Genomic DNA, 25,100 nt, shown 5'->3' on the forward strand with positions numbered 1-25,100 from the left:
TCCAAATTCTTAAGCGGTATAAAAAGATTTGTTGTCTGCAGCCATTGATTTCAATAGCTCAGGAACTTCGTAACTGGCACCCAGGTGTGCGTATTTCTCGGCGATAGCAACCACGTTAGCAACCCCAAGTTCATCGGCATACTTCAATGGACCGCCGCGGAATGGAGGGAATCCTAGGCCATAAAGTAGCGCCATATCGCACTCTGCCGGCGTATCAACAATACCTTCTTCAAGACAACGTACGACCTCAAATATGAGAGGTAGCATCATCCGCTCAACAATTTCTTGTTTTTCAAATTCTTTATTTGGCGTACCAATCAGCTCGAACACGGTCTCATCGACCACCTTAGTTGGCTTGCCGCGCTTATCAGTGCCGTAAGTGTAGAAGCCGCTACCGTTTTTCTGACCATACTTGTCTGCTTTAAACAGCTTCTCTACCGCATCCCCGTCTACTTTCGCCATGCGAGTAGGGAATCCTTCTGCCAGTACATCAGTACAGTGATAAGCGGTATCGATACCCACAACATCAAGCAGATATGCTGGCCCCATTGGCCAACCAAAACCGGCCATAACCTTATCGATTTGACGGAAATCTGCGCCATCTTGTAATAATGCACTGAAACCGCGGAAATAAGGGAATAACACTCGGTTAACGTAAAAACCGGGACAATCTTTAACAACAACAGCCGATTTACCCATCGCTGTTGCGTAAGCGACAGTCGCAGCAACGGTTTCATCACTCGTTTTTTCACCACGAATAACTTCAACTAGTGGCATTTTGTGGACTGGGTTAAAAAAGTGCATGCCACAAAAGAGTTCAGGACGTTTTAGGTTTTTAGCGAGTAGGTCAATAGAAATCGTCGATGTGTTTGAGGTCAAAATAGCATCTTCAGCAATGATCCCTTCAACCTCCTGTAAAACAATATCTTTGACCTTAGGGTTTTCGACAACGGCTTCAACGACGAGATCAGCGTTGGCCACTGGTGCGTAATCAAGCGTCGGGTTGATGCTTGCAACGACTTTAGCCATTTTTTCCGGAGTGACTTTGCCTAATTTAACGCCTTTATTAAGGATTTTGATTGCTTCGTTCATGCCTAAATCCAATGCGTCAGTCGTAATGTCTTTCATCGCAACTGGAATGCCTTTCGAAGCTGATTGATAGGCAATACCTCCACCCATGATACCGGCACCTAAAACCGCGCCATACTTAACTTGTTTGGTTGCGGTTTTAGCCGCAATTTTCGCTTTCTTTTTAAGTAATTGATCGTTGAGGAAAATTTGCACCATCGCATTGGCTTGCGAAGTGTGACTGACGTTGGCAAAGCCTTGGTGTTCTTCAAGCAATGCTTCGCTTTGCGGCATGGTTGCAGTTGCTTCGATCACACGAATCGCTTCCATTGGCGCTGGGTAGTGAGGAAGTGCTTTGGCTCCGACCATACCTTTGGCGGTTTCAAATGCCATCGTAGACTCAAGCTTATTCAGCTTCATCGGACCTTGCTTCTCTGCTCGCTTAGCTTTCCAGTTCAACTTGCCTTCAGCTGCGTCATTCACCATTTGCAAGGCAACGTCACGGAGTTTTTCAGGTGCGGTAATTGCGTCAATCGCGCCAACTTTGAGGGCTGCTTCCGGCTTATGATTTTTCGCCATAGCGATCCATTCAATGGCATTATCGCTGCCAATCAAACGCGGTAAACGGATGGTTCCACCAAAACCCGGGATAAGACCAAGTTGAGTTTCTGGTAGCCCTACTCGAGCTTCTGTCGATGCAACTCGGTAATCGCAGGTTAAGGCCATTTCAAATCCGCCACCTAGTGCAAACCCATTGATCGCTACGACTGTCGGGAATGGAAGTTCCTGATAGCCGGTGAAGATTGCGCCAGCTTGTTTACACCAGTCAACCATTTGTTCTTTAGGTTGGGCAAACATGGCTAAGAATTCAGTGATATCAGCACCCACAATAAATACCGACTTAGGGCTTGTAGCGATTGCGCCACGAATACCGTCAGTGGTATTCAAGAGCTCGATGACTTCCTTCCATTCTTGTAGCGTGGCAGCGTCGAATTTATTTACTGACTCTTTTTTGTTATCAAAAATGACTTCAGCTATGCCGTTATCTAGCATCTTGCACTGAAGCGATTGACCGTCATATATCATTGGGTACTCCATTAGTTGAGATGTCGTTTGTCGCTTAGTCTAGTTTAGTTTACTGACAATATAGTGAACAATCGGATGTAATTATGATTGGATTGTTGAACACAGGAGGCTGAGTATAACAGGTTTGACCAGAATTTAAACAAGTGTTTGAATTTATCTCGTTGGATGATTTTTAGACAATTTTAGGCCCTGTCCGACCACTTTACAAAACGCGTTAAAAAGCTCATTATTGCGAGATTAACAACTAGAGGCGTACCGATGAAAACCGCACAAGAGCAACTATCAACCTACAAAAGCGTCCATTTGAGTAAGAAAAATATCGCGACTCATTTTATCGGCGTGCCATCGATAATCTGGTCACTGAGTTTGCTGTTGAGTCTTTACTCGTTTCCTGTCTCTGTTGCTAGTGTGAGTTTCAGTCTGACCCCAGCCATGGTCTTTTTCGGATTGGTGTTTATTTATTATATTAAGCTGCATTGGCGACTATCGTTGGGCTTGTTTTTGTTTATTGTTCCCGTTGTTTACACGACGACGCTTGTGGCAGCAAACCCGAATGCGTTGTGGATCGCAGTAGGAGTCTTTTTTGTGGGTTGGGTGATTCAGTTTATTGGTCATCACTATGAAAAAGCGAAACCTGCTTTTGTCGATGATTTAAACCAACTTCTGATCGGTCCTTTTTTCTTAATGGCCGAAGTCTATTTTATGTGTGGTTGGGAAAAACAGCTAGAAGCGGAAATTACCCCAATGGCTGTGGAAAAGCGACGCGCATTTGAGGCGGCAAAGCAAAGCTAGTGCCACTCGACGTTGAACCCCGAGAATAATTTCGCTTTAGACGTTTTGCCGCTCAAGTCCGACCTGATTGCGCCGCTTCAATAAAGCCATTAAGATGGTGCCAGTTTCATGTCAAAGATGCGCGGAAAGCGCGATTTAAGGGGTTCAAAGAGTGTCAAATTTAGCCGCGCTTTATGGCGAGCATCTTGCCGATCTGCTCGCTCGGCATCGTCAAATCATGCAAAGACATGATATTGAATATCTGGTGGTACCTTCAGGGACGCCGATTAGAGTGTATCAAGATGATATGGATTACCCTTTTAAGTCGAGCTTTCTGTTCCGAACATATGTGCCACTGACTGAGTTGCCCCATAGTTATCTTGTTATTGGACTAACGGGTAAACCGCAGCTTATCTACTTCCAACCTGAAGACTACTGGCACACTCCGCCGTCGGATCCAGAGGGTATTTGGCCACAGCATTTTGATATTGAAGTTGTATCTCAGTTAACTCAGGCATTAGCACTGTTGCCAAAAGACGCTGAAACCGTCGCAATTTTAGGCGAACAAACCGAAGCGACGGAAAATTACCTCCGTGCCAAACTGAATCCGCTTGAAGTGATTAACGCCATCTACTGGCAACGAGCATACAAAAGTGATTACGAAATTGCTTGTTTATTGAAAGCCAATCAACTTGCGGCTCACTCTCACAAAGTAGCAGAGGAATCATTTCGAGCAGGAAAAAGCGAACAACAGATCCATCTTGCTTATGTCGAAGCGAGCGGCATGATGGAGCATCAGATGCCATACGGCAATATCGTCGCTCTAAATGAACATGCTGCGATACTTCATTACCAAGAATGTCAGTCGAAAGTACCCGCAACAATGCGTTCATTTTTGATTGATGCGGGAGTAAGTTTTAATGGTTACCATTCCGATATCACCCGGACTTACTCGTTCGAGCAAAACGAATTTGCAGAGTTGATCGCTGCGATGGATGAAATGCAACTAAATTGTATCGCGTCGATTGAAACGGGTCAGCAATACCTTGATTTACATATTGCGGCTCATCAACAGATTGCGCATCTATTAAAGCAGTTTAATTTTGTCGATATGTCACCCGAATCTATGGTCGAGTCAGGCGTTACAGCAACATTCTTTCCTCATGGCTTAGGTCATTTAATTGGTCTTCAAGTTCATGATGTTGGTGGACAATTTGCCGACCAAACTGGTGCAATCAATTCACCACCGAGTGCGCATCCTTTCTTAAGAAGTACCAGAAATATGGAGCCAAGAATGGCATTTACAATTGAGCCAGGACTGTATTTCATCGATATGCTGCTTAAGCAATTAAAGGCAACCGAACATGCAAAATCAGTAAATTGGGAACGGGTGGAGTCATTTAAACCATTCGGTGGGATTAGAATTGAAGATGATATTGTGGTTCAAGAGAACGGCGTATTAAATTTAACGCGAGAAGCATTTGCCGCTTTGTAGTTTACCCCAGTCGATCCCTCAAAAAATCAAAGGCGCCGATTGGGAGCCTTTGTTGTTTTATCGTTGTTTGATGCGCGATTCAGCTAAGCCGCTGTTAGCGGGTAGTTTTTTCTATGCAGTTAAGTAGCCCTTGTTCTTCGTCAGCACTCACTTCACTCGATAGCATTTCAACCCGGCTCTCAAAACAATCATCAATCATCATTTCGGTTAAAACATCGTCGCTTAAGTTATAACCGAAAATGCCTTCTTCAGTGATAAACACGCCTTTGAGTCGTTCTATTGCTAAGCCATTAATCCAATCGAGTAATCGCTCGCGACTAAAGGTTAACTCGGGAGAAAAACGCCAGCCGATACTATAAAAGCCTTCTCCTTGATTCACTGCCTTGAGATATCCGCTGTCGGGAATCGGTTGATCTGAAGGCGACCCTAACGGGCTGCTTGACACTGAAACGGATTTCGCAGAGTGGTGGCTTTTATTTTGTTTGATGACTTTGAATTTAGATGGATAATTAAGCCAATCAAAGTTCAGATTCCCATGGCTGACAAAATGAACCGTCGCTTTTTGATGATTAATCCTATTGACATAATCAACCAAATTAGCTTGTTCAATATCTTTGTAACGATCTTGTTTGTTGCCGACAACAACATCGGCTACTTTGATCTGCTGATTGAAAGTCTCGTGATTTGTATAGCGATCGTCGGTTAGTTTTCTTGCATCAACTAAAGTGATAATACTTTGAATATTTAAAACATCTTGGTAATGGTCAGCGGTTAAACATGCCATTACTTCGACCGGATGCCCTAACCCAGTCGGTTCAATCAATAACCGGTGAGGCCGTGCTTTACTCAGTAATTGATTTAAAGCTATTTGCATTGATAAGCCAGCTGTACAGCACATGCAACCGCCAGGAACTTCTTGAACATAAATGCCATTATCTTCACGATGCTTTCCTTGCAAGAAGCTACCATCGATACCAATTTCGCCAAACTCGTTGACAAGGATCGCCCAACGTTCTTGTGCAGGCTTGTTTTTCAGTAGTTGTTGGATCGCAGTAGTTTTTCCTACCCCTAAAAAGCCGGTTATTACGTTGGTTGGCACTGCAGAAATTTTGTTAGGTGACATATTTATTGGCTATCGCGTTGCGCTAAACGGTCACTGTGGCAACAGGTTTTGTAGTTTTTGATATGGCCGATAGCAATAATTGCAGCACCGAGAACCGTTAAAATTTTTTCAGCATATTCGCCGAGCAAGTCGTGACCTAGTAGCGCGGCAGAGAACAATATCATTAGGCCTGCGGATATCCAATAGACAATTGATATCTGTTTGTGTTTTTTAAAACCAATCGTCAGCGCAGTGAAACTGCTGATAAAAACAGCGATTAGTATGCCCTGATGAAATCCCTCGTCGCTGAACATCTGAAGGGTACTTGATGGTACTAAGATTAATAGCAGCGGCAATATTAAACAATGGACAACACACAGGAAAGAAAGACCGATGGCAGTCTTGTCTCCAATGGGCTGAAGGAAATGAGCTATATTCATAGTATTTTCTTTGAAATCAGTTGATTAGCATTTGTCGACTCAATTTGATGAACGACATTACTGGATACGCTCCGTAATCCAGTTTGTCTCTTGAATTAGAGGCACCATGTATTTTTCGCTCACTTAAGAGAACGGTTGAAACCTTAACTTTTTGAGCCATCGTAAGTAAAAACGAGAGCGCAAATGATATGTTGTATCATTTTGTGAGTAAAGTGTTTTATCCAATTAATTGTTTGAGAGCCTAAACTCAGTGGTTAACGGGGTTAGCAGCAAATCAGTTAGTCGTGGAAGACTGAGCATGATAAGATCTGCAGGTCTCTGATTTAAGCTAAAACCTATGCCAAGCTATCAAGTACCTGCAGCGCCTATAGACGTCGAAGAAATTATTAAAAATAGTCAATTTATTACCCGAGTGAGAAATGTCACGACGGTTGAAGCTGCGAAAGGTTTTATTAAGCAACTAAACAGTGAGTTTCCAGATGCGACTCATCACTGTTGGGCGTACATTGTTGGCAACCCTAGTAGTACAACCTTATTAGGCTGTAGTGATGATGGAGAACCTTCCGGCACAGCTGGCAAGCCAATGCTCAATGTCCTGCAACACTCTGGTATCGGCGATATTGTCGCCGTATGTACTCGATTTTATGGGGGGACTAAGTTGGGTACAGGTGGTTTAACGCGAGCCTATGGTGGTGGCGTTAAACTCGCGTTAGAATCTCTGTTGACTGAAGAAAAAGTCGAATATAAATCCCTCGAGTTCGATATAGACTATGCGCAACAGAAAGATTGCGAGTACATTATTAAAGATTTTCAAGTGGAAGGGGTAAACTTCGACTTCCAAACAAAGATAAGTGTTTCTCTGCAGGTTGCAATCGAGCAATATGAAGAATTAAAGCAAGCAATACAAAATAAATTTAAGGGGCAAATTCAGTGGAAAGTTACCAATTAGTTAAAAGTATTCATATGTTAACCGCAACCCTCTCGCTAGTGGGCTTTTTGCTGCGTGGTTATTGGATGATGACAGATAATAAATTACTCGGTGCCAAACCAGTAAAAATTCTTCCGCATATTAACGATACTATTTTACTTGGCGCGGCAATTTATTTAGTTGTCATTACTCAGATGTATCCTTTTGTTGTAAATTGGATAACGGCCAAAGTGGTTCTATTGGTAGTGTACATCGTAGCTGGTGTGTTTGCTTTGAAGCGGGGTAAGACCAAACAAATCAGAAGCGTTGCTTTTGTTATCGCCGTTGCATCCGTACTTGGGATGTTTTATCTAGCCTCTGCTAAACCCGCGTTAGCCTTTTAATCAATGCTTAAAAAACATAAAACATTAGTTTACGACGGCTTAATTATCCTAGTGGTTGCTATCGGTTTTGAAGTGATTGATAGCAGCCTAGCTCAGTTAGAAAATGTGCCATTGTATTATGACTATTTGAGCACCGCTAAATGGTTATTAATTGGCGGATTTACGCTCCATGGTGTAATCAATTTTTTCGTTGATCGTTCCAGTTAACCGGTCGTCTTTTTCTTGCCAGATCCTATTAATCCATTGTTGAACAGCTTTGCGGTTTTCAGGGTCATTAATGTAGTCACCAGCCAATTCTGCAGGAATTTCGATTACTTCCGCGTGTAATGAAATTTTGCGAACCTTGCCACACATAAAATCCCAAAAAGTAAACATCTCATTATCAGGGTAGTCGATAGTGACATTGACGAGTTTATGAATTTCATTGCCCATCAACGTTAAAACATAACCGATACCGCCCGACTTAGGTTTCAATAACTTTTCGAAGGGAGAATTTTGTTTCTGGTGTTTTTCGTTGGTGAAGCGCGTGCCTTCAGCAAAGTTCATGATAGAAATCGGTAAAGTTTTAAATTTTTCGCAAGCTTTTCGGGTTGTTTCAAAATCCTTACCTTTTTTGTGAGGATTCTTTTTTATATAAGACTTGGTGTAGCGCTTCATAAACGGGAAGTCTAAAGCCCACCAAGCAATGCCAAGCACAGGCACCCAAATCAATTCTTGCTTAAGGAAGAACTTTAAGAATGGAATTTTACGGTTGAATACCTGTTGGAGTGCCAGAATATCGACCCAGCTCTGATGATTAGCGACGACCAAGTACCATTCTTTTGGCGATAAGTCGTTGGGTATATCAATGTCCCAGGCGATGGGCTTACTCCAGCGGGTGATGTAAGTGTTAACTGAAATCCAGCAAGAAGCGAAAAAATTAAGCACTAACGTACAAACATTAGTCAACGGCTTGATTGGTAGTAGAAACTTTACTAGTGCTACCAAAATGATAGGGACAAACCAAAAAAACGTATTAAGTGTATGAAATGAAAAAGAAATAAGACCCACCAATTGGGCAGGTAATATTTTAGCTAACATATATTTGCGTCTAAATCATGAAAAAACCGGCTCATTATACGCAATAGTCTGACAGTTCCCAAACAAGTTGTCGCTTTCAAACCGGAAAGTCTAACGTATTAGTTGGTAAGCTCCACAGCTTAATCGAGACTCTCATCTAGGCAAATCAGTTTAATATGCTAAAATTCAGCAGCCTACAATAATCGAGACCACTCTATGTTAGATGCCAGTAAATTAGATGAGATAGCGCAAAAACTTTCAGATGTATTACCGCCAGGTGCCAAAGCGTTCCAAGAAGATATCCATCAGCAATTTAAACAGATACTGCAGTCTATGATAGCTAAGATGGATTTAGTCACTCGAGAAGAGTTTGATGCACAAGCCAAAGTATTGGCAAGAACGCGAGAAAAAATTGAGGCGCTTGAAAAAATCGTCGCGGAAATTGAAGAAAAATCGGCAAAAGAATAGCGTGTTACTATCGTTTTGTTTACCCCAGACTTCTAATTGACCGGGCTGACTTTACTGCATAGTTAGGTCGGTTCCTAGAGGTCATTGTTTTGCGGAAATTTGTAAGCGCATACCGACTTTTCAAAGCAATTTATCAGTTTGCACTGGCCGGCTTTTTTGACTCAATTGACTGTCGATTAGGCGCTTATGTTTTCGCCGGTTTGCGACAAACTCCTCAAACTCCGACACAGGCATAGGTTTAGCAAAGTAGTAGCCTTGGACATAATCACAATCGATTTTCATTAGTTGTGAAAGCTGCTGTTTCTCCTCAACGCCTTCGGCGACGACTTTGATCCCTAATTTATGAGAAAGGTCGACCAGCGAGTCAACAATTGCCGCATTGCGTTTGTCGGTGACCAGGTTGTCGATGAAGGCTTTGTCGATTTTTAGAATGTCCGCAGGAAAGTCTTTTAAATAACTTAATGAGGAGTAGCCTTTACCAAAGTCGTCCAAAGCGACAGAAACACCAATTTCTTTGAGTTCGCTGAGTATGTTGCTGGAATCATTGACATGCTCGATCATGATATCTTCGGTCAGTTCAACCTCTAAACAATTGGCGTCCATAGAACTTGATTGAAGCGCCAAATAGATATTTTCTTTCAGGTTGCCAGTTTTAAAATGTGAGCCGGAAATATTGACTGAAAACCTGAGTTCGCCAAATTTATCGGTAAGCTTTTTGCCAAAAGAACAGACTTGATTAATCACCCAGCCTTCGACGCCGGCGAGTAAGCCGAGATCTTCAAGCAAAGGAATAAAAATGGCTGGTGAAATAAAGCCATGGCGTGGGTGCTTCCAGCGTAATAGTGCCTCTGCACCCACCACCGTTTCGCTGTGAGGAATAATTTGCGGTTGAAGATGAATATCAAACTCGCCATTAATTAGTGCGCGTCTCAGGCTTTTTTCCAGCTCTAACTTAAAACGCGCTTCTCGATTGAATTCACTCGTGTAGAATTCGAAATTATTACGGCCTTTCTCTTTCGCTTTGTGCAAAGCTAATTCGGCACTTTTAATTAGAATGGCAGGTTCGAGACCACATTCTGGGAAACTAGCAATACCAATAGTGGCAGTAAGGAACAATTCATGATTGTTTATCACAAAAGAGTTGGCCATGAACGCTTGAATTTTTTCAGCGACCAGAGCGATGTCTCTGGTGCTACCGCAGTTTTCCAACAATACCGCAAACTCATCATTGCCCAAACGTGCGACGATATCAGTTTCGCGGACACAATGAATTAAGCGATCAGCAACTTGTTGGAGAAGTATGTCGCCAATATCAGGACCGAGTGAATCATTGATTAATTTAAACTTATCTAAATCGATGAATAAGATCGCAAATTGATTTTGAGTTCGTTTTGACAACGATATCGCGTGTTCGAGATGTTCGTGAAGTAAATAGCGATTAGCAAGGCCGGTGAGTCTATCATGAGTTGCATGCTTAGCTACTTGCTGTTGATTATGACTTCGTTGTACTGCGCGAACAATATTATGCGTTAAGAATTCAGTTGAAAGCTTATTTTTGACTAAGCAGTCATCGGCGCCACACTGAATCGCTTTTTCTTCGAGTAACGGATCTGGCTGCTCGACGAGTAGAATAATCGGCTTGTCGACTTCCAGCATTTTAATCGCTTCGAGTTGCGACAAATCGTTTCGATCGGCTGACTGACTCAATAAAATTAGATCAAATTCTAGGGCGAGCAAATCTTGCGAGCTTATCTCGGATAGTTGATGCGCAACAAACTTCGTTGTAGCGTCGCTTAAAATACGCTCAATTTTAAGAAAGTTATTGGTTGAACTTTCTACAATCAGAACTTTAATCATTCAGGTTGCCAAATCCTTAGCTTTGACTTCTTCCTTGTTCAACAGCGTTGATTGATTAAATACGACAGGTTTTACAATCACACAAACATCTTATTGGTTGAAATTCGCTTAAGTATAGGCAATAAATTGCGGTCGCCTATAAAAAAAATGTAAGTTATTTCAAGCGGCGATAACCACGGCTAAAAATTCAACATTTATTAGCGTAAAAACCAACGATAGATAAACCGATGTATCGCATTACCATAAGGAGGAAATGCCATTTTTGCTGAGTTAAACCGGCCGCGTTTGAATATTGGCTTTGCATTGGAGAAGGTTTTAAAGCCCTCTTGAGCATGATATTTACCCATTCCAGAGGGGCCAACGCCACCAATTGGTAAATCATCTTGGGCAAAATGAACAAGCGTATCATTAACACAAATACCACCCGAGTGGGTTTCTAGGGCTAACTTTTGCTGGAGTGCTTTGTCAAACGAAAACAAGTAAAGCGCCAGTGGCCTTGCTCCGTCATTCACAATCTGAATAGCTTGTTCGATATTTTTATAAGTGACTATCGGAAGGATGGGGCCGAAGATTTCCTCTTGCATGATGGTCATATCCATCGATACATCAGTGGCCAAGTACAGTGGCATGTAGCGTTTTACTTTGGGGTTTTCTTCACTTAGGGGGATGATATTTGCGCCTTTATCTTGTGCATCTTTTAGCCAATCGCTAAGACGGCTGTGTTGACCTTCGTTGATAATGGAAGTGCGGTCTCCATTATTCACATCAGGGTAGAGAACACTGAATTGATCTTTAAAGGCTTCGATTAACCCGTCTACTTTATCTTCTGGGCATAATACGTAATCCGGTGCGACGCAGGTTTGACCGGCGTTTAAGGTTTTACCAAACAACATTCTTTCAACCGCAAAGTCAGCACTCACATCTGAAGCAATAATTGCAGGCGACTTACCGCCAAGTTCTAGCGTGACAGGGGTGAGATTTTTGGCCGCTGCGGACATGACTAAACGACCAACTTTGGTCGAGCCGGTGAATAAAATATGGTCAAATGGTAGTTCGGTAAACGCAGCGCCTACCTCAACTCCGCCTTCTACTAAGTAAACTTCATCTTGGGTAAAAGATTCTTGAATGATTTCGTTTAGCACTCGGTTGGTATAAGGGCAATGTTCGGAAGGTTTTACCATTGCGCGATTACCGGCAGCTATCGCAGCGACTAATGGTCCTAGGGTTAGAAAAACCGGGTAATTCCAGGCGCCCATAATTCCAACAACGCCCAGTGGTTGGTACATGATCCCTGCTTTCGCTGGTTGAAATAGCCAGTGTATCTTGCGTTTCTCTGGTTTCATCCATGCGCGCAGATGCTTCATGGCATGATCAATATTCATAATGGTCGGCAAAACGTCTGCTAACAACGATTCGTCATTAGAGCGGCAGTCGAAGTCGGCTGAAATTGCCTTGACCAACTTATCTTTGTGTTTCAGTAATGCAGTCTTCAAAGCTTTGAGTTGCTGCAACCGCAACTTTTCACCAGGAAAAGGGGCTTGTGCGAAGGTCGCTCTTTGCAAATCGAAAACTTCGCGAGCGTTTTGAATTTGATGCTTTGTGTGGTCGATAGTTTGGTTATTCTCGGTATTATCTGAGTTCACTGCTGATGCTTGATTGGTGGTATGCATTGCTAATCCTGATCATTTATTTGCGTCGCGAGCCGGGGTAGTCGGTTTGAATTCCGTCATCTCTACTATCGTCGATCATCGACTAATTTTAAAGTCAATTTTTCCTAATCTGCCAAAATCTGCTTGATATTGACCTTCGGCAGCGGGGATCATTTTACCTAACGCTCCGGTGATGAGTAGTTCCCCTGCAGATAGTTGATAACCTTGTGAAAGCAGCTGATTGATGAGCCATAGTAATGCTTGCCACTGATCGTTTAATGCATCGCTGCCTTGACCACCATTGACTTGTTTGGCGTTGTGAGTCAATTGGACCGTGAGTTGGTTTAAGTCGTCAATGTCATTAAGATTTGTCGAGGGTCCAAGAATAAATTGATGAGACGCTACATTCGCGGCAATTAAGTCAATACCTTGTATTTTTGATGGACCACTAAAACCAATGTCAGGGAGTTCGATAACACCGACAACATAAGCAATGTGAGATTTGAGCGAGCTAATACTCGTGATGGGTTGCTCGATGTCTTTTGACAAAATAAATCCAATTTCAGTTTCAATCATTAACTTACCCGCGTCTGACAATCGGATAGCATTCGCGTCGGTAACATGGCCAGATGAAAATAGTGCACCAGATAAGGCTTGAGTAACCGAAAATTTGGCTTGCCCGGCTGTTGAGGTTAAACCGGCCTTGAAACCTGCAATCGTTTCTTGAGATTGGCGCAGAGATACATAGTTTTTTTGAATTTGATAAGCCTCTTGCTCGCTCAAATTGGGTGCTAGTTGGCTGATTTGTGGGGTGGGCTGATCGTTTAAGTAAGCTTCGTGGAGCTTTTGTGCAAAGTTTTCGTTTGCTGTCGCTGACGTCAAATTCAAAAGCAGGTAGAATAAGACTATTACTTGTTTGAGCACTAGTTGTCTGGTCACGCTAGGTTCTTCTTGAGTACAATTTTTCTTTTCGGCTGGTCAATATACAGAATCATATTATGGATGTCACACCGATCCTTGATGGACTTAACAAAGCACAGCGAGAAGCTGTATCGTCACCTGATGCCGCGCTATTAGTGCTTGCTGGAGCCGGCTCAGGTAAAACACGTGTTCTGGTTCACCGAATCGCCTGGTTAATTAGTGTGGAACAGCTGTCGCCCCACTGTATCATCGCAGTGACCTTTACTAATAAGGCTGCTCAAGAGATGCGAGGCCGGGTTGAAAACCTTTTAGGTCACTCTGCTTCAGCGATGTGGATTGGAACTTTTCATGGTTTAGCTCATCGTTTGCTCAGAGCGCATGCGCGAGACGCGAATTTACCGGATACCTTCCAAATTCTCGACTCGGATGATCAGTTGCGTGTCATAAAGCGGGTCATGAAAGAAATGAATCTGGATGATACGGAGTGGCCCCCTAAACAAGCTCAATGGTTTATAAATAAACAAAAAGATGAAGGCAAACGCCCCAAAGATATAAAACACCAGGGTGACCTGTTCACTAGTGTTCATTGCAAAGTATATTTTCAATATGAAGAAGCCTGCAAAATCGGTGGCTTGGTTGATTTTGGCGAGTTGTTATTAAGAACTTATGAATTGCTCAGGGATAATCAACACCTTAGAGATCACTATCAACAAAGATTCCAACATTTACTAGTTGATGAATTTCAAGATACTAACGGCATTCAATATGCTTGGTTGAAGCTGATTTCTAATAAAGACTGCGGAGTCACTATTGTCGGCGACGATGATCAATCGATTTATGGTTGGCGTGGCGCAAAAATAGAGAATATCCAGCGGTTTGATCGCGACTATGCCGATGTCAAAACAATCCGTTTGGAACAAAATTATCGTTCAACGGGCACTATTCTAAAAGCTGCCAATGCTGTTATTGCCAACAACCAAGAAAGAATGGGCAAGAATTTGTGGACCGAGGACGATGAAGGCGAACCAATTTCTTTATACGCCGCGTTCAATGAACAAGAAGAAGCTCGGTTTATTTCGTCGAGAATTAATGAATGGCACGAAGATGGCAACGCGTTTGCTGACTGCGCAATTTTATATCGCTCCAATGCACAGTCGCGTGTTTTGGAGGAATATTTACTCCAACGGCAAATACCCTATCGTATTTATGGCGGGCTTAAGTTCTTCGAACGCGCTGAAGTTAAAGATACGTTAGCATACTTAAGATTAATGTATAACCACCAAGATGATGCCGCGTTTGAACGTGTCGTCAACACACCGCCGAGAGGATTGGGACAAAAGTCAGTTGAAAAAATTCGCGAGACAGCGCGCGCAGAACAAACCAATTTATGGCAAGCCGCTTGGAAAGTGGTTGAAGACAAACAGTTGTCACCAAAAGCCAATGGCGCGCTATTAATGTTTTTGGAGCTGATTAAACAAGGTTACCAAGAGTTTCATGAATTACCCTTGGAAGAACAGATCCAGCTTACGATAGAAGCGTCTAACTTGATGGAAATGTATGCCAAAGAGAAGGGCGAGAAAGCTTTGGCAAGAAAAGAAAACTTGGCTGAACTCGCCAGTGCCGCGCGCGAGTTTGATGTTGATGATTACCCTGAACTGTCTCCGATGACGGCTTTTCTTGCGCATGCTTCGCTAGAAGCCGGCGATACTCAAGCGGAACAGTATGAAGATTGCGTGCAATTAATGACATTACATTCTGCAAAAGGACTTGAGTTTCCATTAGTCTTTATAGCCGGTATGGAGGAGAAGCTCTTTCCGCATATGATGTCGATGGATGAGCCTGATAAGTTAGAAGAAGAGCGCCGCTTAGCTTACGTAGGTATCACTCGTGCGATGAAAAAACTTTATTTATTGTATGCAGAGAAACGTCGCCTTTGGGGAAAAGACACCTATCCTGCTGTATCAAGGTTTATTCGAGAAATTCCCGCGCAGTTAAAAGAAGAAGTCAGGCTTAATAGTCAGATTGCGACACCGACTTTTTCATCGGGCGCGACCCAAGATGTGGTTAACGATGGCATTGAATTTAAACTGGGTCAAATGGTTAACCACCCTAAATGGGGAAGCGGCGTGATATTAAATTTTGAGGGTGAAGGAGACCGTACCGTGGTCCATGTGAGTTTTGATTGCGGCGAGTCGAAAAGATTGATGTTGGCGTATGCTCGCCTGGAAGCACTGTAGAAATTTAAAATCGCGAAGGTGTTTTTGTAGGCAAAAAAAAAGCCTCAAATACGAGATTTGAGGCATATATTGAATCTAGCTTGGGGAAACCAGATCCAAGTTCCCGCATCTATAGGAGGGGTCGCGGGAGACGCTACCTGCGTCTATTTACTAAGACGCACCAGCGAGATAATAGTTGCATAATTAGTCGCCGTGAAATGTAAACATTTGTAAATAGATGTGATGGATGAGCGAAGGCCCAAAATCAGCGTGACATTGTAAAGAATTACTCGTTAATACATTGGTGGTAGAGTGGTTAAAACCACTAAAAGACAGAGCGTTTTAGTGGCTTGAGGTTATCTTTTTTAAGTTTTAAATTTAGCGATGGTTGCTTCGAGTTCTGCAACATATTCGGCCAGTTGTTGTGAAGCTGAAATCGATTGGTGAACGTTGCTCTCAGTCACTGTGGATATCTGGCTTATGGAAGCCAAACTGGATTCAATTTGTGAAGCAATATTCTCTTGTTGCTGAGTAGCTTGTTCGGTGGCGGAGTTTTGTTCTGAAATCTGGGTCACTGCTTCGCTAATATTATCAAGTGCTGCGTTCAATTTAGCCGATTCTTCTATCGAGCGGTTGGCTTTTTGATCGCTTCGAGTCATTGCTTGAACGGCGTTTTTCACGCCATCTTGCAAGCTTGAAATTGTTGTTTGTATTTCCTCCGTTGATTCGTGAGTTCGTTTGGCTAAAGACCGAACTTCATCAGCCACTACCGCAAACCCTCGACCTTGATCACCGGCCCTTGCCGCCTCTATTGCGGCGTTTAACGCCAACAAATTGGTTTGTTCGGCAATACTTTTGATAACATCGAGGACTTGGTTAATCGAGTCAGACTGATGTGAAAGCTGATTGATGACTTCGACGGAGAGTTTAATTTCATCACCGAGTTCGTCGATAGCTTTAAGCGCACCAGCGAGAGTTTGCCGACCTTGTTCCGATTCTTGGTTAGCACTTTCTAACGATGCAACGACGTTTTTGGTGTTATTTGAGACATCCGCAACTGCGGAAAGTAATTCGCCGATCGAGTTGGTGATTGCACCAGTGTCTTGTAATTGTGAAGTAACGGCCTCTCCAGTTTGATTAGACAGTTGTTCCACTTCTTCGGTTTGTTGGGCGACACCTTTAGCGGCTTGTTGCACTGACTCAACCAAATGATGAACTTTGCTCGCCATTTGATTAAAGGCTTTGATCGCATCAGCGAGTTCGTCTTTTGCGCGCACAGTTGATTCAACGCGAGTATCGCCATCGGCCAATTTTATTGCCGCGACCTTTAAGCTATTGGTGGACATTGATATCGACAGGCTCATACCGACGAAAAGATAAACGATTAACAAAAGTGCCACGACCAAGGTCGCCACCTGAGTATAAAAAATTACTTGGTTGCTATTAATTCGCGATTGTAAGCGTTTATTGAGTTCGTCATATAAAGTGCCTTTGCTCGTGTAGAACTGCGCGAGTTGATTATTGATCCATTCGTCTAACTGAGATTGAGTGAGAGTAACCTCTTCCGCGACTAAAAATTGATCTTCCAAGAAGAGGAGGTTGTCATCAAGCAACTTAACCAAAACATCAATATCGCTCAAAATGAGTTGCTCAAGATTAGGGTCTTGGCCCTCAGCGGTCGAGGTAAGCTGCCTAACATTGGCGATGTTATTGGCAAGTTGATCCGAGACGATACTTAAAGCATCGAAGGTCACTGACGATACTTCTGGCTCTCCGACTGCATAGGCACTGATTAAAAAAGCCCTCATCATGAAATTCAGCGCAATCAGACGTTTTTCTATCACCAGTCGAGATAAGGTCACTGTATCGATTTCAGGATCATTGGTCAGCTGCTTCATGTTGGCGACCAAACCATAGAAATTATTGAACTTGTCGAGATTTGAAAGACTTCCATTGATTTTATCTACGGGTGTTAAGCCTGCTCGATTAGGTGATGAAGTCTGTTCCAATAAACTCGTTTTAAACTTTTCAATCTGCTGCCTGAGTGAAGCCAGTTGCTGCTCGTCGAGGAGTTCAGGATCCAGTAGATCGTTCAACTGAGTAGTAAACTGTTGGATTCTTTGCGCTTGCTCTGGTGGTGCATTTTGGCCGGAGCGCCAGTTGAGATCATAGACCAGCACGCTACTCATTTTTTGCTGCTGTTGGTCAAGGCTCTGCAATATTCGAACGGCCTCTAGCTCACTTTCGGTATGAGCGGTTGCTTTGATAATCGAGCTGAAGTAGCTAAATGCCAGATAGAGCAAGGGAAGAAAAAAGAGTACCACGACTAAGGTAAACTTGAGGCCAAACCTCAATTTGTTCATCAGTAGTGTTGCGGGGAGAAATAAGTCTTTAATCATTTTTAGTGTTTATGTGGCTAACTTATTAATAAATATAGACTAAAATTGTAAATAAGGTTAGTTTTTAAGCAAAAACAAGCTAAACGGCAAAGAATTCAAGAAAATGCTCGGCTGAAGTAACAATTTATTGATTCTAGCCTTGAATTCAGCTGTTGTACTTTGAGAATATTAAATGCCCAATCTGAGCTGGCGTTACCGGGTATTTGGTCATTCACTGTGATTAGTGGGCGGTTAGCTGTTAGACTGCAACAGCCTTGTTCGACATTGATCGGTAGCATTGCTGTTCTCAATCGGGTAATACGGGATTTAAAATAGCAGTAGCGAAGTCGATAAGAACTTTAATTAGAGGGACAAATCATGCTTTCCATTTTGGCAAAGTTACTCAAGGTGCTTAATTCAGAGCAATCTCCTGGGCAAATTGCCGCGGCAATATCCTTAGCAGCCATTGTCGGCTTTACGCCTTTATTTTCTCTTCATAACATTGTCATTTTCTTTTTCGTGTTAATTCTGCGAGTTAATTTGACTGTGTTTTTAGTCGCGTGGCCGTTACTGACCTTATTGGGGGTATTAATTGCCCCGGGAGCCGAATCGATCGGGCTTTCTATTTTACAAAACCCATCGCTGATTCCGTTTTGGGAGAGTTTTTACAATACTTTGATTGGTCGTTGGAGTAATTTTTATTTCAGTGGCGTAATCGGCGGCCTAGTAATCGGCGTTATTACTGCGGTGGTGCTCTACCCAGTGTCAATCTTGTTAGTCAATCAATACCGAACCAAATTAATGCAACGTTTCGAACAATTTCATATTGTTAGATTGATAAAAACCACTAAGTTTTGGCAGTTGTATGACAGTACAGCCAATTAATCATCGACTCTGTTGAAAACGACAATAAGGCATAGAGGAAGGTAATCATGAAAATTATTCGTTGGTGGGGTATTGGTGTTTTTATCGCACTTCTGGTGTTGCTAGCGCTTTCTTGGGTTTTACTCGCCCCCAAGATTATCGGCGACACAATAGAGCAGGTCGGTTCAGAGGCATTAGGCGCAAAAGTGGAAGTTGGCGATGTCGACCTGACTCTTTTCCCTGTATCGGTTACTTTAAATCAAGTGTACGCTGCCAACCCTGATAAACCGATGGAAAATATATTTGAGTCTTCGCAGATAAAAATGGCCATTGACTCAGAGTCATTACTTTGGAAAAAGATTGTAATCGACGAGTTAGTCTTAGATGGAGTAAAAACTGCGACACCTAGAACAGAAAGCGGTGAGCTTGCTGGCGGTCGAAAGTCAGCTCAATTTGTCCAGGAAACGCTAGATATTGATATTCCAGAATTAAGTGAATCAGATATCAAATCTGCGGTTGAAAAAGCCGACTTAATAACGGTGAGAAGAGTCAACACGTTAAAAGATACCCAACAACAACTTAAAGGAGAATGGGAACAAGTATTAGATAAAAAGGCCTTTGAACAAAGAACAGACGACATTAAAAAGGAATATGATCGACTGTCCGAACGTCTTAAGAAAAATAAACTTAATTTGATAAAAGATGCAAAAGAATGGAAAAAATTGAAGCGAGAGATAGATGCAGAGCGAAAAAACATCAGCGGCTTATCGGATAAACTTAAACAAGATAGGCGTTTACTCGCCAAGCAATTAACTGATGTTAAAAATGGACCAGAGGCCGATTTGGACGCCGTGATGAGCGATTTTGGTCTAGGTAACGGTATCGACGGTATTATTGATAAATATCTAGGGCCAAAATATACGCCATGGGTAAAAAGAGCGATCGAAATGACCCAAGGAATGGAGAGTGAGCCTGCAACGGCTGAATCACAATCAGAAACAGATAAGTTAGCCGTTCAAGTTGGTGATAAAGTTTATTATGAAGATGAAAAACTTTTTCCAGAAATACTTATCAAGAAAATTAAATTAGGCGGTGGCGATACCGGTTGGACGCTTGATGGTGATGGATTTAACCTAGGTTATTTGCCATGGCTGACCGGCAATCCGGCAGTCATGAACTTAAAACTTGATGGTGATAGAAAAGCGAGTTTTGATATGTCCAGTGACTGGCCGAGTAGTAATAAAATGCTCACTAAGTTGTCTTCGAAAATCGATGCATGGCCGGTAACCAATATGCAGCTCATGCAAACCGAAGAAGGTGCTTGGACAATCGATTCGGGTGTTTTTGTCGCAGATATTCAAGGTGAACTAACGTTAGAAAAAATCGATTTACGTGCGACCTTCAAAGTGACTTCACCGCAATTAACGGCGCCCGAGGGCTTGAGTGACTGGAAAAAAACGCTAGCAGCGAGCATCAATAGTCAAAAGGTCGTTGATTTTGATTTGAAAGTAACTGGTAGCGTCAGTGAGCCTAAAGTCAAGCTGAAATCGAGCCTTGAAAATTTATTAAAAGATGCGGTCGGCGAGAAAGTTAAACAAAAAGCGGAAAGTTTAAAAGCCGATTTTAAACAACAAATTACCGAAAAAGTGGGAGACATTTCTGGTCTTGAGGATTTCAATGGTAATCTTGACGATTGGCAAAAACAGTTGGGTAGTAAAGACGATTTGTTAAAGGAAATTTTAGGAAAAATTAAAATATAAAAGGAAACGATAAAAAATGAAAAATATATTAGTACTCTCGGTAATTACATTAGGGACACTCTCGACTTCGGTTAGCGCCAAAAAACTATATGGTGATGTTCTAGTGACTGATGTCAATCCTAAAGAAAAAATACATTGGCAAAGAACCGATCCTAAAACAGTCACCTATCCAAAAGAGCTCGCTATGTCAGAGTCAACGGGCTGTGTTGTATTGAATTTCGATGTCAACCAAGCAGGCGAGACAGAGAATATTAGCATAGTGCAAACTAATGCTAAAAAGAAAGTGGCCAAGTATACCAAGCGCATGTTAAAAAAATGGCAATGGTCGCCAATCGATTCCTCTGCAAAACTCAACACAGAATCACGCACCATACGATTCGATTACTGTATGAGTAATGAGTCAGGCGAAAAGGCAAAGGCAATGTGCCAGCAACAGAGTCAATTAGCTTGTAGCAATAAAAATGTCTAGTTAAGCGAAAACTTTCTAGTGACTCTATCAGTTATTTAATCAATAAAATCATGCTTAAACCTCGCGTGTTTTAGTTTACTTGTGACTCAATGTTTTTTTGAATTGATTTTGCGATAGAGTCGAAAGTTTTCTTACTGGCTTCATTATAAATTGACCATGTTGCTAGCGAATATGGTGCTGATGGCCAACACCAACACCAATACTTAATAAGCTTGTCCTAAATCTCAAATATCATGGAGTGATAGATGTATAAAATATTAATCACTGTGTGCTTTATTTTTTCATTGTTGATAACGGAAAAATTAAAAGCGACACCAGTCCCGAGCGAACTTTATAGTTTAGAAATGCTAGAAGGATATCTGCAGTACCAAATGCAAAATAACAACAAAGCATTTTATGTTTCGAAAGATGGAAGCTGGGGATCGTCTTGGAACTATGGGAGCCAAGCACTCGCTAAAAAAAATGCGTTAAAAAACTGTCAAAATTCTAACCAAGCTAGGCAGTGTATGCTTGTTGATCTCAATGGTGATATTGAAACTGATTCGGTTGAATATGAATTACTGAAAAAACAACTTAAAATAGCCTCAGAGCTTAGTTGGCCGCTCCCTGATAACAAAATCCCCAGTGCTTTGCAGGGAAAACCAAAACTGGTTAAACAGTACAAACGCTATTTGAAGCATCCTGGGCACAAGGCCTTTGCACTCGCTGATGACACTTCTTGGGGATACTCTAACAGTAAGTCGGTTGATAGTGTTGCTAAATCCGCTGCGCTAGAGAGTTGTGAAAAATATACCAAGAAGAAACTATCTTGCCGCTTGATAGATGTGAACAACCAAGCCATCGACGGTTGGGTCGAAGAAATGCCTACCATTCAAAGTGTCAATATTGAAACGATTAAAGCAATTCCTCAATCTATTAAGATGACTTATCAACTGGATGACTATTTAGCTTATTTAGCACGACCGTATACACATCGAGCTTATGCTATTAAAGGTGCCAACTATTCTGGCTACGCGATTAATGAACCATCCATCGAATTGGCCAGAGATAAAGCCTTGGAAAAGTGTGATTATAGAAAACCTAATTCTTGTCGAATCATTGCCGTCGATGATCAAATTTTAGAACAAACAGTGAGCACCAAAGATATCAAGCGTGCGCCGAAAAAGATTACCGCAACCCTACCAAAACCGATAATGAAACGCTTAAGAAAGAGTTGGCATTCGTACAGTAATAGTAAAGGACATCGTGCTATTGCAATGAGTTCATTATCTATCAAAAGTGAGGCAATAGGCTTTATTAAACCAGAGTATGCCATTGAATATGCAATGAATGGCTGTAAAGCGATGAATGAAAAATGGGGAACAACAGAGCGATCTTGTCGAATTATTATTGTAAATAATCAAGTTGACCAAGATGTTGTTGATTACATAATGGAAACGGTTAATTAACCAGAAAAATTTTTGAAAGCTTAGCGTTCTTCCTCATGATATTTACATTGTTTTGAAGTTAATAATTAGAAATTAGGAAATTAGAGTCAGAATCAAAAAGTTCATGGATAGAATGTAATGGAAAATAACTATTTTAAATTTGGGAAATTAGGGGCAGAGTCAAAAAGCTTCAAGAATAACGAATCATGGTGCTCAAACTCCACTACTCAAAAATCTAGACTATTGCTATGAATAAGATGAGAAAGATAACTAGAAGTTGTCCTTTATGCGGGGAAACTTGTTTATCTATAGAGAGCCTGTTTTTTAGTAGCGCCTATTATCCTTAGCTGCTCATCTTGTGGATGTCTTGTTACTACTTCTTCTCGGGATGATACTGTTATATGCATCTTCTAATAATGGTAGGAGTACTGTTGGTAATCTTTTTTCAAAGTTATTGGGCCGTACTTCTGGTAATTAGTTTTTGGGCATTCACGAAAGTTTATTCTTCTTACGAATATCAGCTGATTGAAATAGAAGCTGAAGCGCTTACTGCAAATCGAATTTTGGTCTTACTTGCCCTCCTTGCAATAGCATCGGTGACGATTTATGCTCTGTATATGCTGAGCGATTAGACTGTTTGCTACACATTGAAGTCAGTCACAGGTGGTATTAATTTTTCAGAAATACAGTCGGTCGCTGTTTCAAGTGATCTGACCCCCTTGGTTGCATTCAGAGGCTTGGTTTGACAAGAACGTATTCAATGATAGTGAAAACACGTAACCATACACTGAAAAAGACGCGAACAACACGCTTATTAGCTTGGCGTTATACGCCAGAAAGGAGTGCTAAGTGCATATTGCCGTATACAATGAAGAAAACTCAGAGATATTTGAAACTCTGGTTTCTGAGTTGCGTCAGTTCAACATGTCACACATGGATAATGAAAAATCGAAACCCTTATCCGTTATTGCAACTGACGACATTGGAAAGATAATTGGTGGTGTTTCTGGTCGCACTATTTACAATCAACTCTTAATTGAAATTTTATGGATTAGTGAAAGCGCTAGAGGTAGTGGTTTAGGAACCAACTTAATGCTTCGCGCGGAGAGTGAAGCTAAAGCACGAGGTTGCATAGCTGCACAGGTAGACACGCTATCTTTCCAAGCCCCAAAGTTCTATCAAAAACTCGGTTTTGAGATCGTTGGTAAAGTTGCAGACATACCAAATAGCCCAGAACGCTTTTTTCTAGTAAAAAGGTATAGTTAGCAACTGACGTATAACAAAAGCATCAAATCGCGCTGAAAAGCGCTGCTGGGACATCAAAACTACACAGCGGTTAGTTTGGTGCTCCGCCCAAGTTTAACAAACCGCCGCTTAAGTTTGCTGCCCCTTATGCGGACGTTGAGTGTCCGCTATCGATAATATATTTCTGTGTTACTTTTAAGAATGTTGAACGTCTCGATTATGGCAGCAAGTGCCGCTCAGATATATCGGCTATTGGTCGTTTAGCAAGTTAAGAATTGTACGATTAGGTCAAACCCTCAATTCTAATTTTTCAGATCGAGTATGAGCTAATACAGTTTATGATTAGTCGGCAATTGTTTACGATCGAGTCACTTTGAGAAAGGCTCGAAATCATAATTCAACATCTCATAGACTAGTTGAAATAAATCGCTTACTCTTCAGGTATTGACGTTTCTATACGCTATAACAATAAAAGCAACTCTAAAAATACAAAGACAATGCTAAATCTCATCACAACCCTCAATATTGGATTTTCGTTGATAATCTCAGTGATTTTGATTATTTGTTATGTGTTTTTTCTAGAGAGTAACAATAAAAAGCCCGCTTCGATTATTTCATCGATTTTGTTCTTGTCTGGGATAGCCGCCTTGCAACTTGAGCACTTAAGTTATTTCCAGTGGGAGGGACAACCACTCGATACCCTCTATTATCGTACTTTGGCCTTTGCCATCCCGCCTATGTTCTATTTCTTCAGTCGTTTTGTCCTTTTTCCGGAATATCGATTTCGGCCGCTTAGTGCACTCCACTTTTTGCCAGTTCCGTTTGTCTTCATTGTTGATCGGGAAATTGCAGTACCTATGGCGTTTTTGATTGGCGCGGGTTATTGCGTCTGGCTGACTAACCTTTTGTATCGCCTTCGAACCCATCGAAATCGGTTCGAGATTGAATTTTTCTTTTTTGTCGCATTTTCGCTGTTTGCACTGGGTGTGTTAGTGGTTGGCTTTTCGGCCACCTATATAGATGATGCTTATTTTTATCATTTTTATGCCAACGGAATAGGGTTAGCCTACATGCTGGTAACGGCAGCATTAATCATTTACCCGGATTTGCTCAACGAGCTAACTGAGGCGGTTAAGCTGAGCTATATGACGTCTACACTAAGTAAAGTCGATGTCGACCAAAGTAAGGCGAAATTAGACGAGTTAATGCAGCAGGCCAATATTTACCAAAATGAAAACCTGAATCTTTCGACCTTGGCTGAGGCGACAGAGCTAACAAGCCATCAGTTATCTGAATTAATCAATACCCAGTTTGGGGTTAGCTTCTCTCAATATTTGAGAGAAGTGCGCATCGAGCGAGCAAAGTATCTGCTTAAAAATGAACCTCAATCTTCAATACTATCGATTAGTATGGAGACCGGATTTAAATCTCAGTCAAACTTCTACGCGGCGTTTAAAGAAATTACCGGCCAATCGCCTGGAAACTATAGAAAATCCTTCCAAAACTAGCCTCAG

Annotated in this window: 21 protein-coding genes; 13 read left to right on the forward strand and 8 right to left on the reverse strand. The window is 41.9% G+C overall.

What is annotated here, in order from left to right; all coding sequences use genetic code 11:
• Window positions 1-9 precede the first annotated feature (9 nt).
• Window positions 10-2,154 (reverse strand): fatty acid oxidation complex subunit alpha FadB, encoded by a 2,145-nt coding sequence (gene fadB / locus FLL45_RS17920; RefSeq protein ID WP_142943428.1) that lies wholly within the window; start codon window positions 2,152-2,154, stop codon window positions 10-12.
• Between the two features lie 258 nt (window positions 2,155-2,412).
• Between fadB and FLL45_RS17925 the strand changes: the two genes are divergently transcribed.
• Entirely contained in the window at window positions 2,413-2,946 is a 534-nt protein-coding gene (locus tag FLL45_RS17925; RefSeq protein WP_142943429.1) for an Mpo1 family 2-hydroxy fatty acid dioxygenase, read from the forward strand.
• A gap of 151 nt (window positions 2,947-3,097) precedes the next feature.
• Window positions 3,098-4,420, forward strand: a complete 1,323-nt coding sequence (gene pepQ / locus FLL45_RS17930) for a Xaa-Pro dipeptidase (RefSeq protein ID WP_142943430.1) — start codon at window positions 3,098-3,100, stop codon at window positions 4,418-4,420.
• Window positions 4,421-4,514: 94 nt separating this feature from the next.
• On the opposite strand, the gene FLL45_RS17935 is transcribed toward pepQ, so the two are convergent.
• Together FLL45_RS17935 and FLL45_RS17940 are read right to left on the reverse strand one after the other, a co-directional pair.
• Window positions 4,515-5,543, reverse strand: coding sequence for a CobW family GTP-binding protein (locus FLL45_RS17935; RefSeq protein ID WP_142943431.1), 1,029 nt, complete (start codon window positions 5,541-5,543; stop codon window positions 4,515-4,517).
• A 2-nt stretch (window positions 5,544-5,545) separates the two neighbouring features.
• Window positions 5,546-5,962: a MerC domain-containing protein gene (locus tag FLL45_RS17940; RefSeq protein WP_142943432.1), complete on the reverse strand. Its 417-nt coding sequence runs from the start codon at window positions 5,960-5,962 to the stop codon at window positions 5,546-5,548.
• A 337-nt stretch (window positions 5,963-6,299) separates the two neighbouring features.
• Between FLL45_RS17940 and FLL45_RS17945 the strand changes: the two genes are divergently transcribed.
• Entirely contained in the window at window positions 6,300-6,911 is a 612-nt protein-coding gene (locus tag FLL45_RS17945; RefSeq protein WP_142943433.1) for a YigZ family protein, read from the forward strand.
• The gene (locus tag FLL45_RS17950) at window positions 6,893-7,273 is read left to right on the forward strand and encodes a SirB2 family protein (protein ID WP_210247230.1); all 381 of its coding nucleotides are present in this window, start codon (window positions 6,893-6,895) and stop codon (window positions 7,271-7,273) included. The genes FLL45_RS17945 and FLL45_RS17950 overlap by 19 nt, the downstream gene beginning before the upstream one ends.
• A 147-nt stretch (window positions 7,274-7,420) precedes the next feature.
• Here FLL45_RS17950 and FLL45_RS17955 read toward each other — a convergent pair whose 3' ends face one another.
• A complete protein-coding gene (locus FLL45_RS17955) occupies window positions 7,421-8,353 on the reverse strand; it encodes an acyltransferase (protein WP_142943434.1) in 933 nt (310 codons plus the stop codon).
• A 195-nt stretch (window positions 8,354-8,548) separates the two neighbouring features.
• Here FLL45_RS17955 and ubiK point away from each other — a divergent pair, with 195 nt between their 5' ends.
• Complete coding sequence (gene ubiK, locus FLL45_RS17960) at window positions 8,549-8,800, forward strand: ubiquinone biosynthesis accessory factor UbiK (protein WP_142943435.1); 252 nt, start codon at window positions 8,549-8,551, stop codon at window positions 8,798-8,800.
• A gap of 120 nt (window positions 8,801-8,920) precedes the next feature.
• On the opposite strand, the gene FLL45_RS17965 is transcribed toward ubiK, so the two are convergent.
• The 3 genes from FLL45_RS17965 to FLL45_RS17975 all read right to left on the reverse strand — a co-directional run bounded on the left by FLL45_RS17965 (window position 8,921) and on the right by FLL45_RS17975 (window position 13,245).
• Entirely contained in the window at window positions 8,921-10,657 is a 1,737-nt protein-coding gene (locus FLL45_RS17965) for an EAL domain-containing protein (RefSeq protein ID WP_142943436.1), read from the reverse strand.
• 197 nt (window positions 10,658-10,854) lie between these two features.
• Complete coding sequence (locus FLL45_RS17970) at window positions 10,855-12,327, reverse strand: coniferyl aldehyde dehydrogenase (protein ID WP_142943437.1); 1,473 nt, start codon at window positions 12,325-12,327, stop codon at window positions 10,855-10,857.
• A gap of 75 nt (window positions 12,328-12,402) precedes the next feature.
• The gene (locus FLL45_RS17975) at window positions 12,403-13,245 is read right to left on the reverse strand and encodes a 2-keto-4-pentenoate hydratase (RefSeq protein WP_142943438.1); all 843 of its coding nucleotides are present in this window, start codon (window positions 13,243-13,245) and stop codon (window positions 12,403-12,405) included.
• Window positions 13,246-13,304: 59 nt separating this feature from the next.
• Here FLL45_RS17975 and uvrD point away from each other — a divergent pair, with 59 nt between their 5' ends.
• Window positions 13,305-15,464 carry a DNA helicase II gene (gene uvrD / locus FLL45_RS17980; RefSeq protein ID WP_142943439.1) on the forward strand — a complete coding sequence of 720 codons (2,160 nt, stop codon included), beginning with the start codon at window positions 13,305-13,307 and terminating at the stop codon, window positions 15,462-15,464.
• A gap of 344 nt (window positions 15,465-15,808) precedes the next feature.
• Here the strand turns inward: uvrD and FLL45_RS22830 are convergent, their stop codons facing one another.
• Complete coding sequence (locus FLL45_RS22830) at window positions 15,809-17,842, reverse strand: methyl-accepting chemotaxis protein (protein ID WP_185964535.1); 2,034 nt, start codon at window positions 17,840-17,842, stop codon at window positions 15,809-15,811.
• Window positions 17,843-18,199: 357 nt separating this feature from the next.
• Between FLL45_RS22830 and FLL45_RS17990 the strand changes: the two genes are divergently transcribed.
• The 7 genes from FLL45_RS17990 (at window position 18,200) to FLL45_RS18020 (ending at window position 25,094) form a co-directional block, all read left to right on the forward strand.
• Window positions 18,200-18,706 carry a TIGR03546 family protein gene (locus FLL45_RS17990; protein ID WP_142943440.1) on the forward strand — a complete coding sequence of 169 codons (507 nt, stop codon included), beginning with the start codon at window positions 18,200-18,202 and terminating at the stop codon, window positions 18,704-18,706.
• 47 nt (window positions 18,707-18,753) lie between these two features.
• Window positions 18,754-20,445, forward strand: a complete 1,692-nt coding sequence (locus FLL45_RS17995; RefSeq protein ID WP_142943441.1) for a TIGR03545 family protein — start codon at window positions 18,754-18,756, stop codon at window positions 20,443-20,445.
• Between the two features lie 16 nt (window positions 20,446-20,461).
• Window positions 20,462-20,914 carry a TonB family protein gene (locus FLL45_RS18000; protein WP_142943442.1) on the forward strand — a complete coding sequence of 151 codons (453 nt, stop codon included), beginning with the start codon at window positions 20,462-20,464 and terminating at the stop codon, window positions 20,912-20,914.
• A gap of 245 nt (window positions 20,915-21,159) precedes the next feature.
• On the forward strand, window positions 21,160-22,362 hold the full coding sequence (locus tag FLL45_RS18005) for a DUF4189 domain-containing protein (protein ID WP_142943443.1): 1,203 nt from the start codon (window positions 21,160-21,162) through the stop codon (window positions 22,360-22,362).
• Between the two features lie 410 nt (window positions 22,363-22,772).
• Complete coding sequence (locus tag FLL45_RS18010; RefSeq protein ID WP_142943444.1) at window positions 22,773-22,973, forward strand: hypothetical protein; 201 nt, start codon at window positions 22,773-22,775, stop codon at window positions 22,971-22,973.
• Window positions 22,974-23,190: 217 nt separating this feature from the next.
• On the forward strand, window positions 23,191-23,607 hold the full coding sequence (locus FLL45_RS18015; protein ID WP_142943445.1) for a GNAT family N-acetyltransferase: 417 nt from the start codon (window positions 23,191-23,193) through the stop codon (window positions 23,605-23,607).
• Window positions 23,608-24,083: 476 nt separating this feature from the next.
• Window positions 24,084-25,094, forward strand: a complete 1,011-nt coding sequence (locus FLL45_RS18020) for a helix-turn-helix domain-containing protein (RefSeq protein WP_142943446.1) — start codon at window positions 24,084-24,086, stop codon at window positions 25,092-25,094.
• Window positions 25,095-25,100 lie beyond the last annotated feature (6 nt).

Source organism: Aliikangiella marina (genome assembly GCF_007004765.1).
GTDB lineage: Bacteria > Pseudomonadota > Gammaproteobacteria > Enterobacterales > Kangiellaceae > Aliikangiella > Aliikangiella marina.

Coding starts and splice junctions, on each gene's coding strand:
- fadB (WP_142943428.1), bottom strand. CDS start 2,154: ATGATATATGACGGTCAATCGCTTCAGTGCAAGATGCTAGATAACGGC.
- FLL45_RS17925 (WP_142943429.1), top strand. CDS start 2,413: ATGAAAACCGCACAAGAGCAACTATCAACCTACAAAAGCGTCCATTTG.
- FLL45_RS17935 (WP_142943431.1), bottom strand. CDS start 5,543: ATGTCACCTAACAAAATTTCTGCAGTGCCAACCAACGTAATAACCGGC.
- FLL45_RS17940 (WP_142943432.1), bottom strand. CDS start 5,962: ATGAATATAGCTCATTTCCTTCAGCCCATTGGAGACAAGACTGCCATC.
- FLL45_RS17945 (WP_142943433.1), top strand. CDS start 6,300: ATGCCAAGCTATCAAGTACCTGCAGCGCCTATAGACGTCGAAGAAATT.
- FLL45_RS17955 (WP_142943434.1), bottom strand. CDS start 8,353: ATGTTAGCTAAAATATTACCTGCCCAATTGGTGGGTCTTATTTCTTTT.
- ubiK (WP_142943435.1), top strand. CDS start 8,549: ATGTTAGATGCCAGTAAATTAGATGAGATAGCGCAAAAACTTTCAGAT.
- FLL45_RS17965 (WP_142943436.1), bottom strand. CDS start 10,657: ATGATTAAAGTTCTGATTGTAGAAAGTTCAACCAATAACTTTCTTAAA.
- FLL45_RS17970 (WP_142943437.1), bottom strand. CDS start 12,327: ATGCATACCACCAATCAAGCATCAGCAGTGAACTCAGATAATACCGAG.
- uvrD (WP_142943439.1), top strand. CDS start 13,305: ATGGATGTCACACCGATCCTTGATGGACTTAACAAAGCACAGCGAGAA.
- FLL45_RS22830 (WP_185964535.1), bottom strand. CDS start 17,842: ATGATTAAAGACTTATTTCTCCCCGCAACACTACTGATGAACAAATTG.
- FLL45_RS17990 (WP_142943440.1), top strand. CDS start 18,200: ATGCTTTCCATTTTGGCAAAGTTACTCAAGGTGCTTAATTCAGAGCAA.
- FLL45_RS17995 (WP_142943441.1), top strand. CDS start 18,754: ATGAAAATTATTCGTTGGTGGGGTATTGGTGTTTTTATCGCACTTCTG.
- FLL45_RS18000 (WP_142943442.1), top strand. CDS start 20,462: ATGAAAAATATATTAGTACTCTCGGTAATTACATTAGGGACACTCTCG.
- FLL45_RS18005 (WP_142943443.1), top strand. CDS start 21,160: ATGTATAAAATATTAATCACTGTGTGCTTTATTTTTTCATTGTTGATA.
- FLL45_RS18020 (WP_142943446.1), top strand. CDS start 24,084: ATGCTAAATCTCATCACAACCCTCAATATTGGATTTTCGTTGATAATC.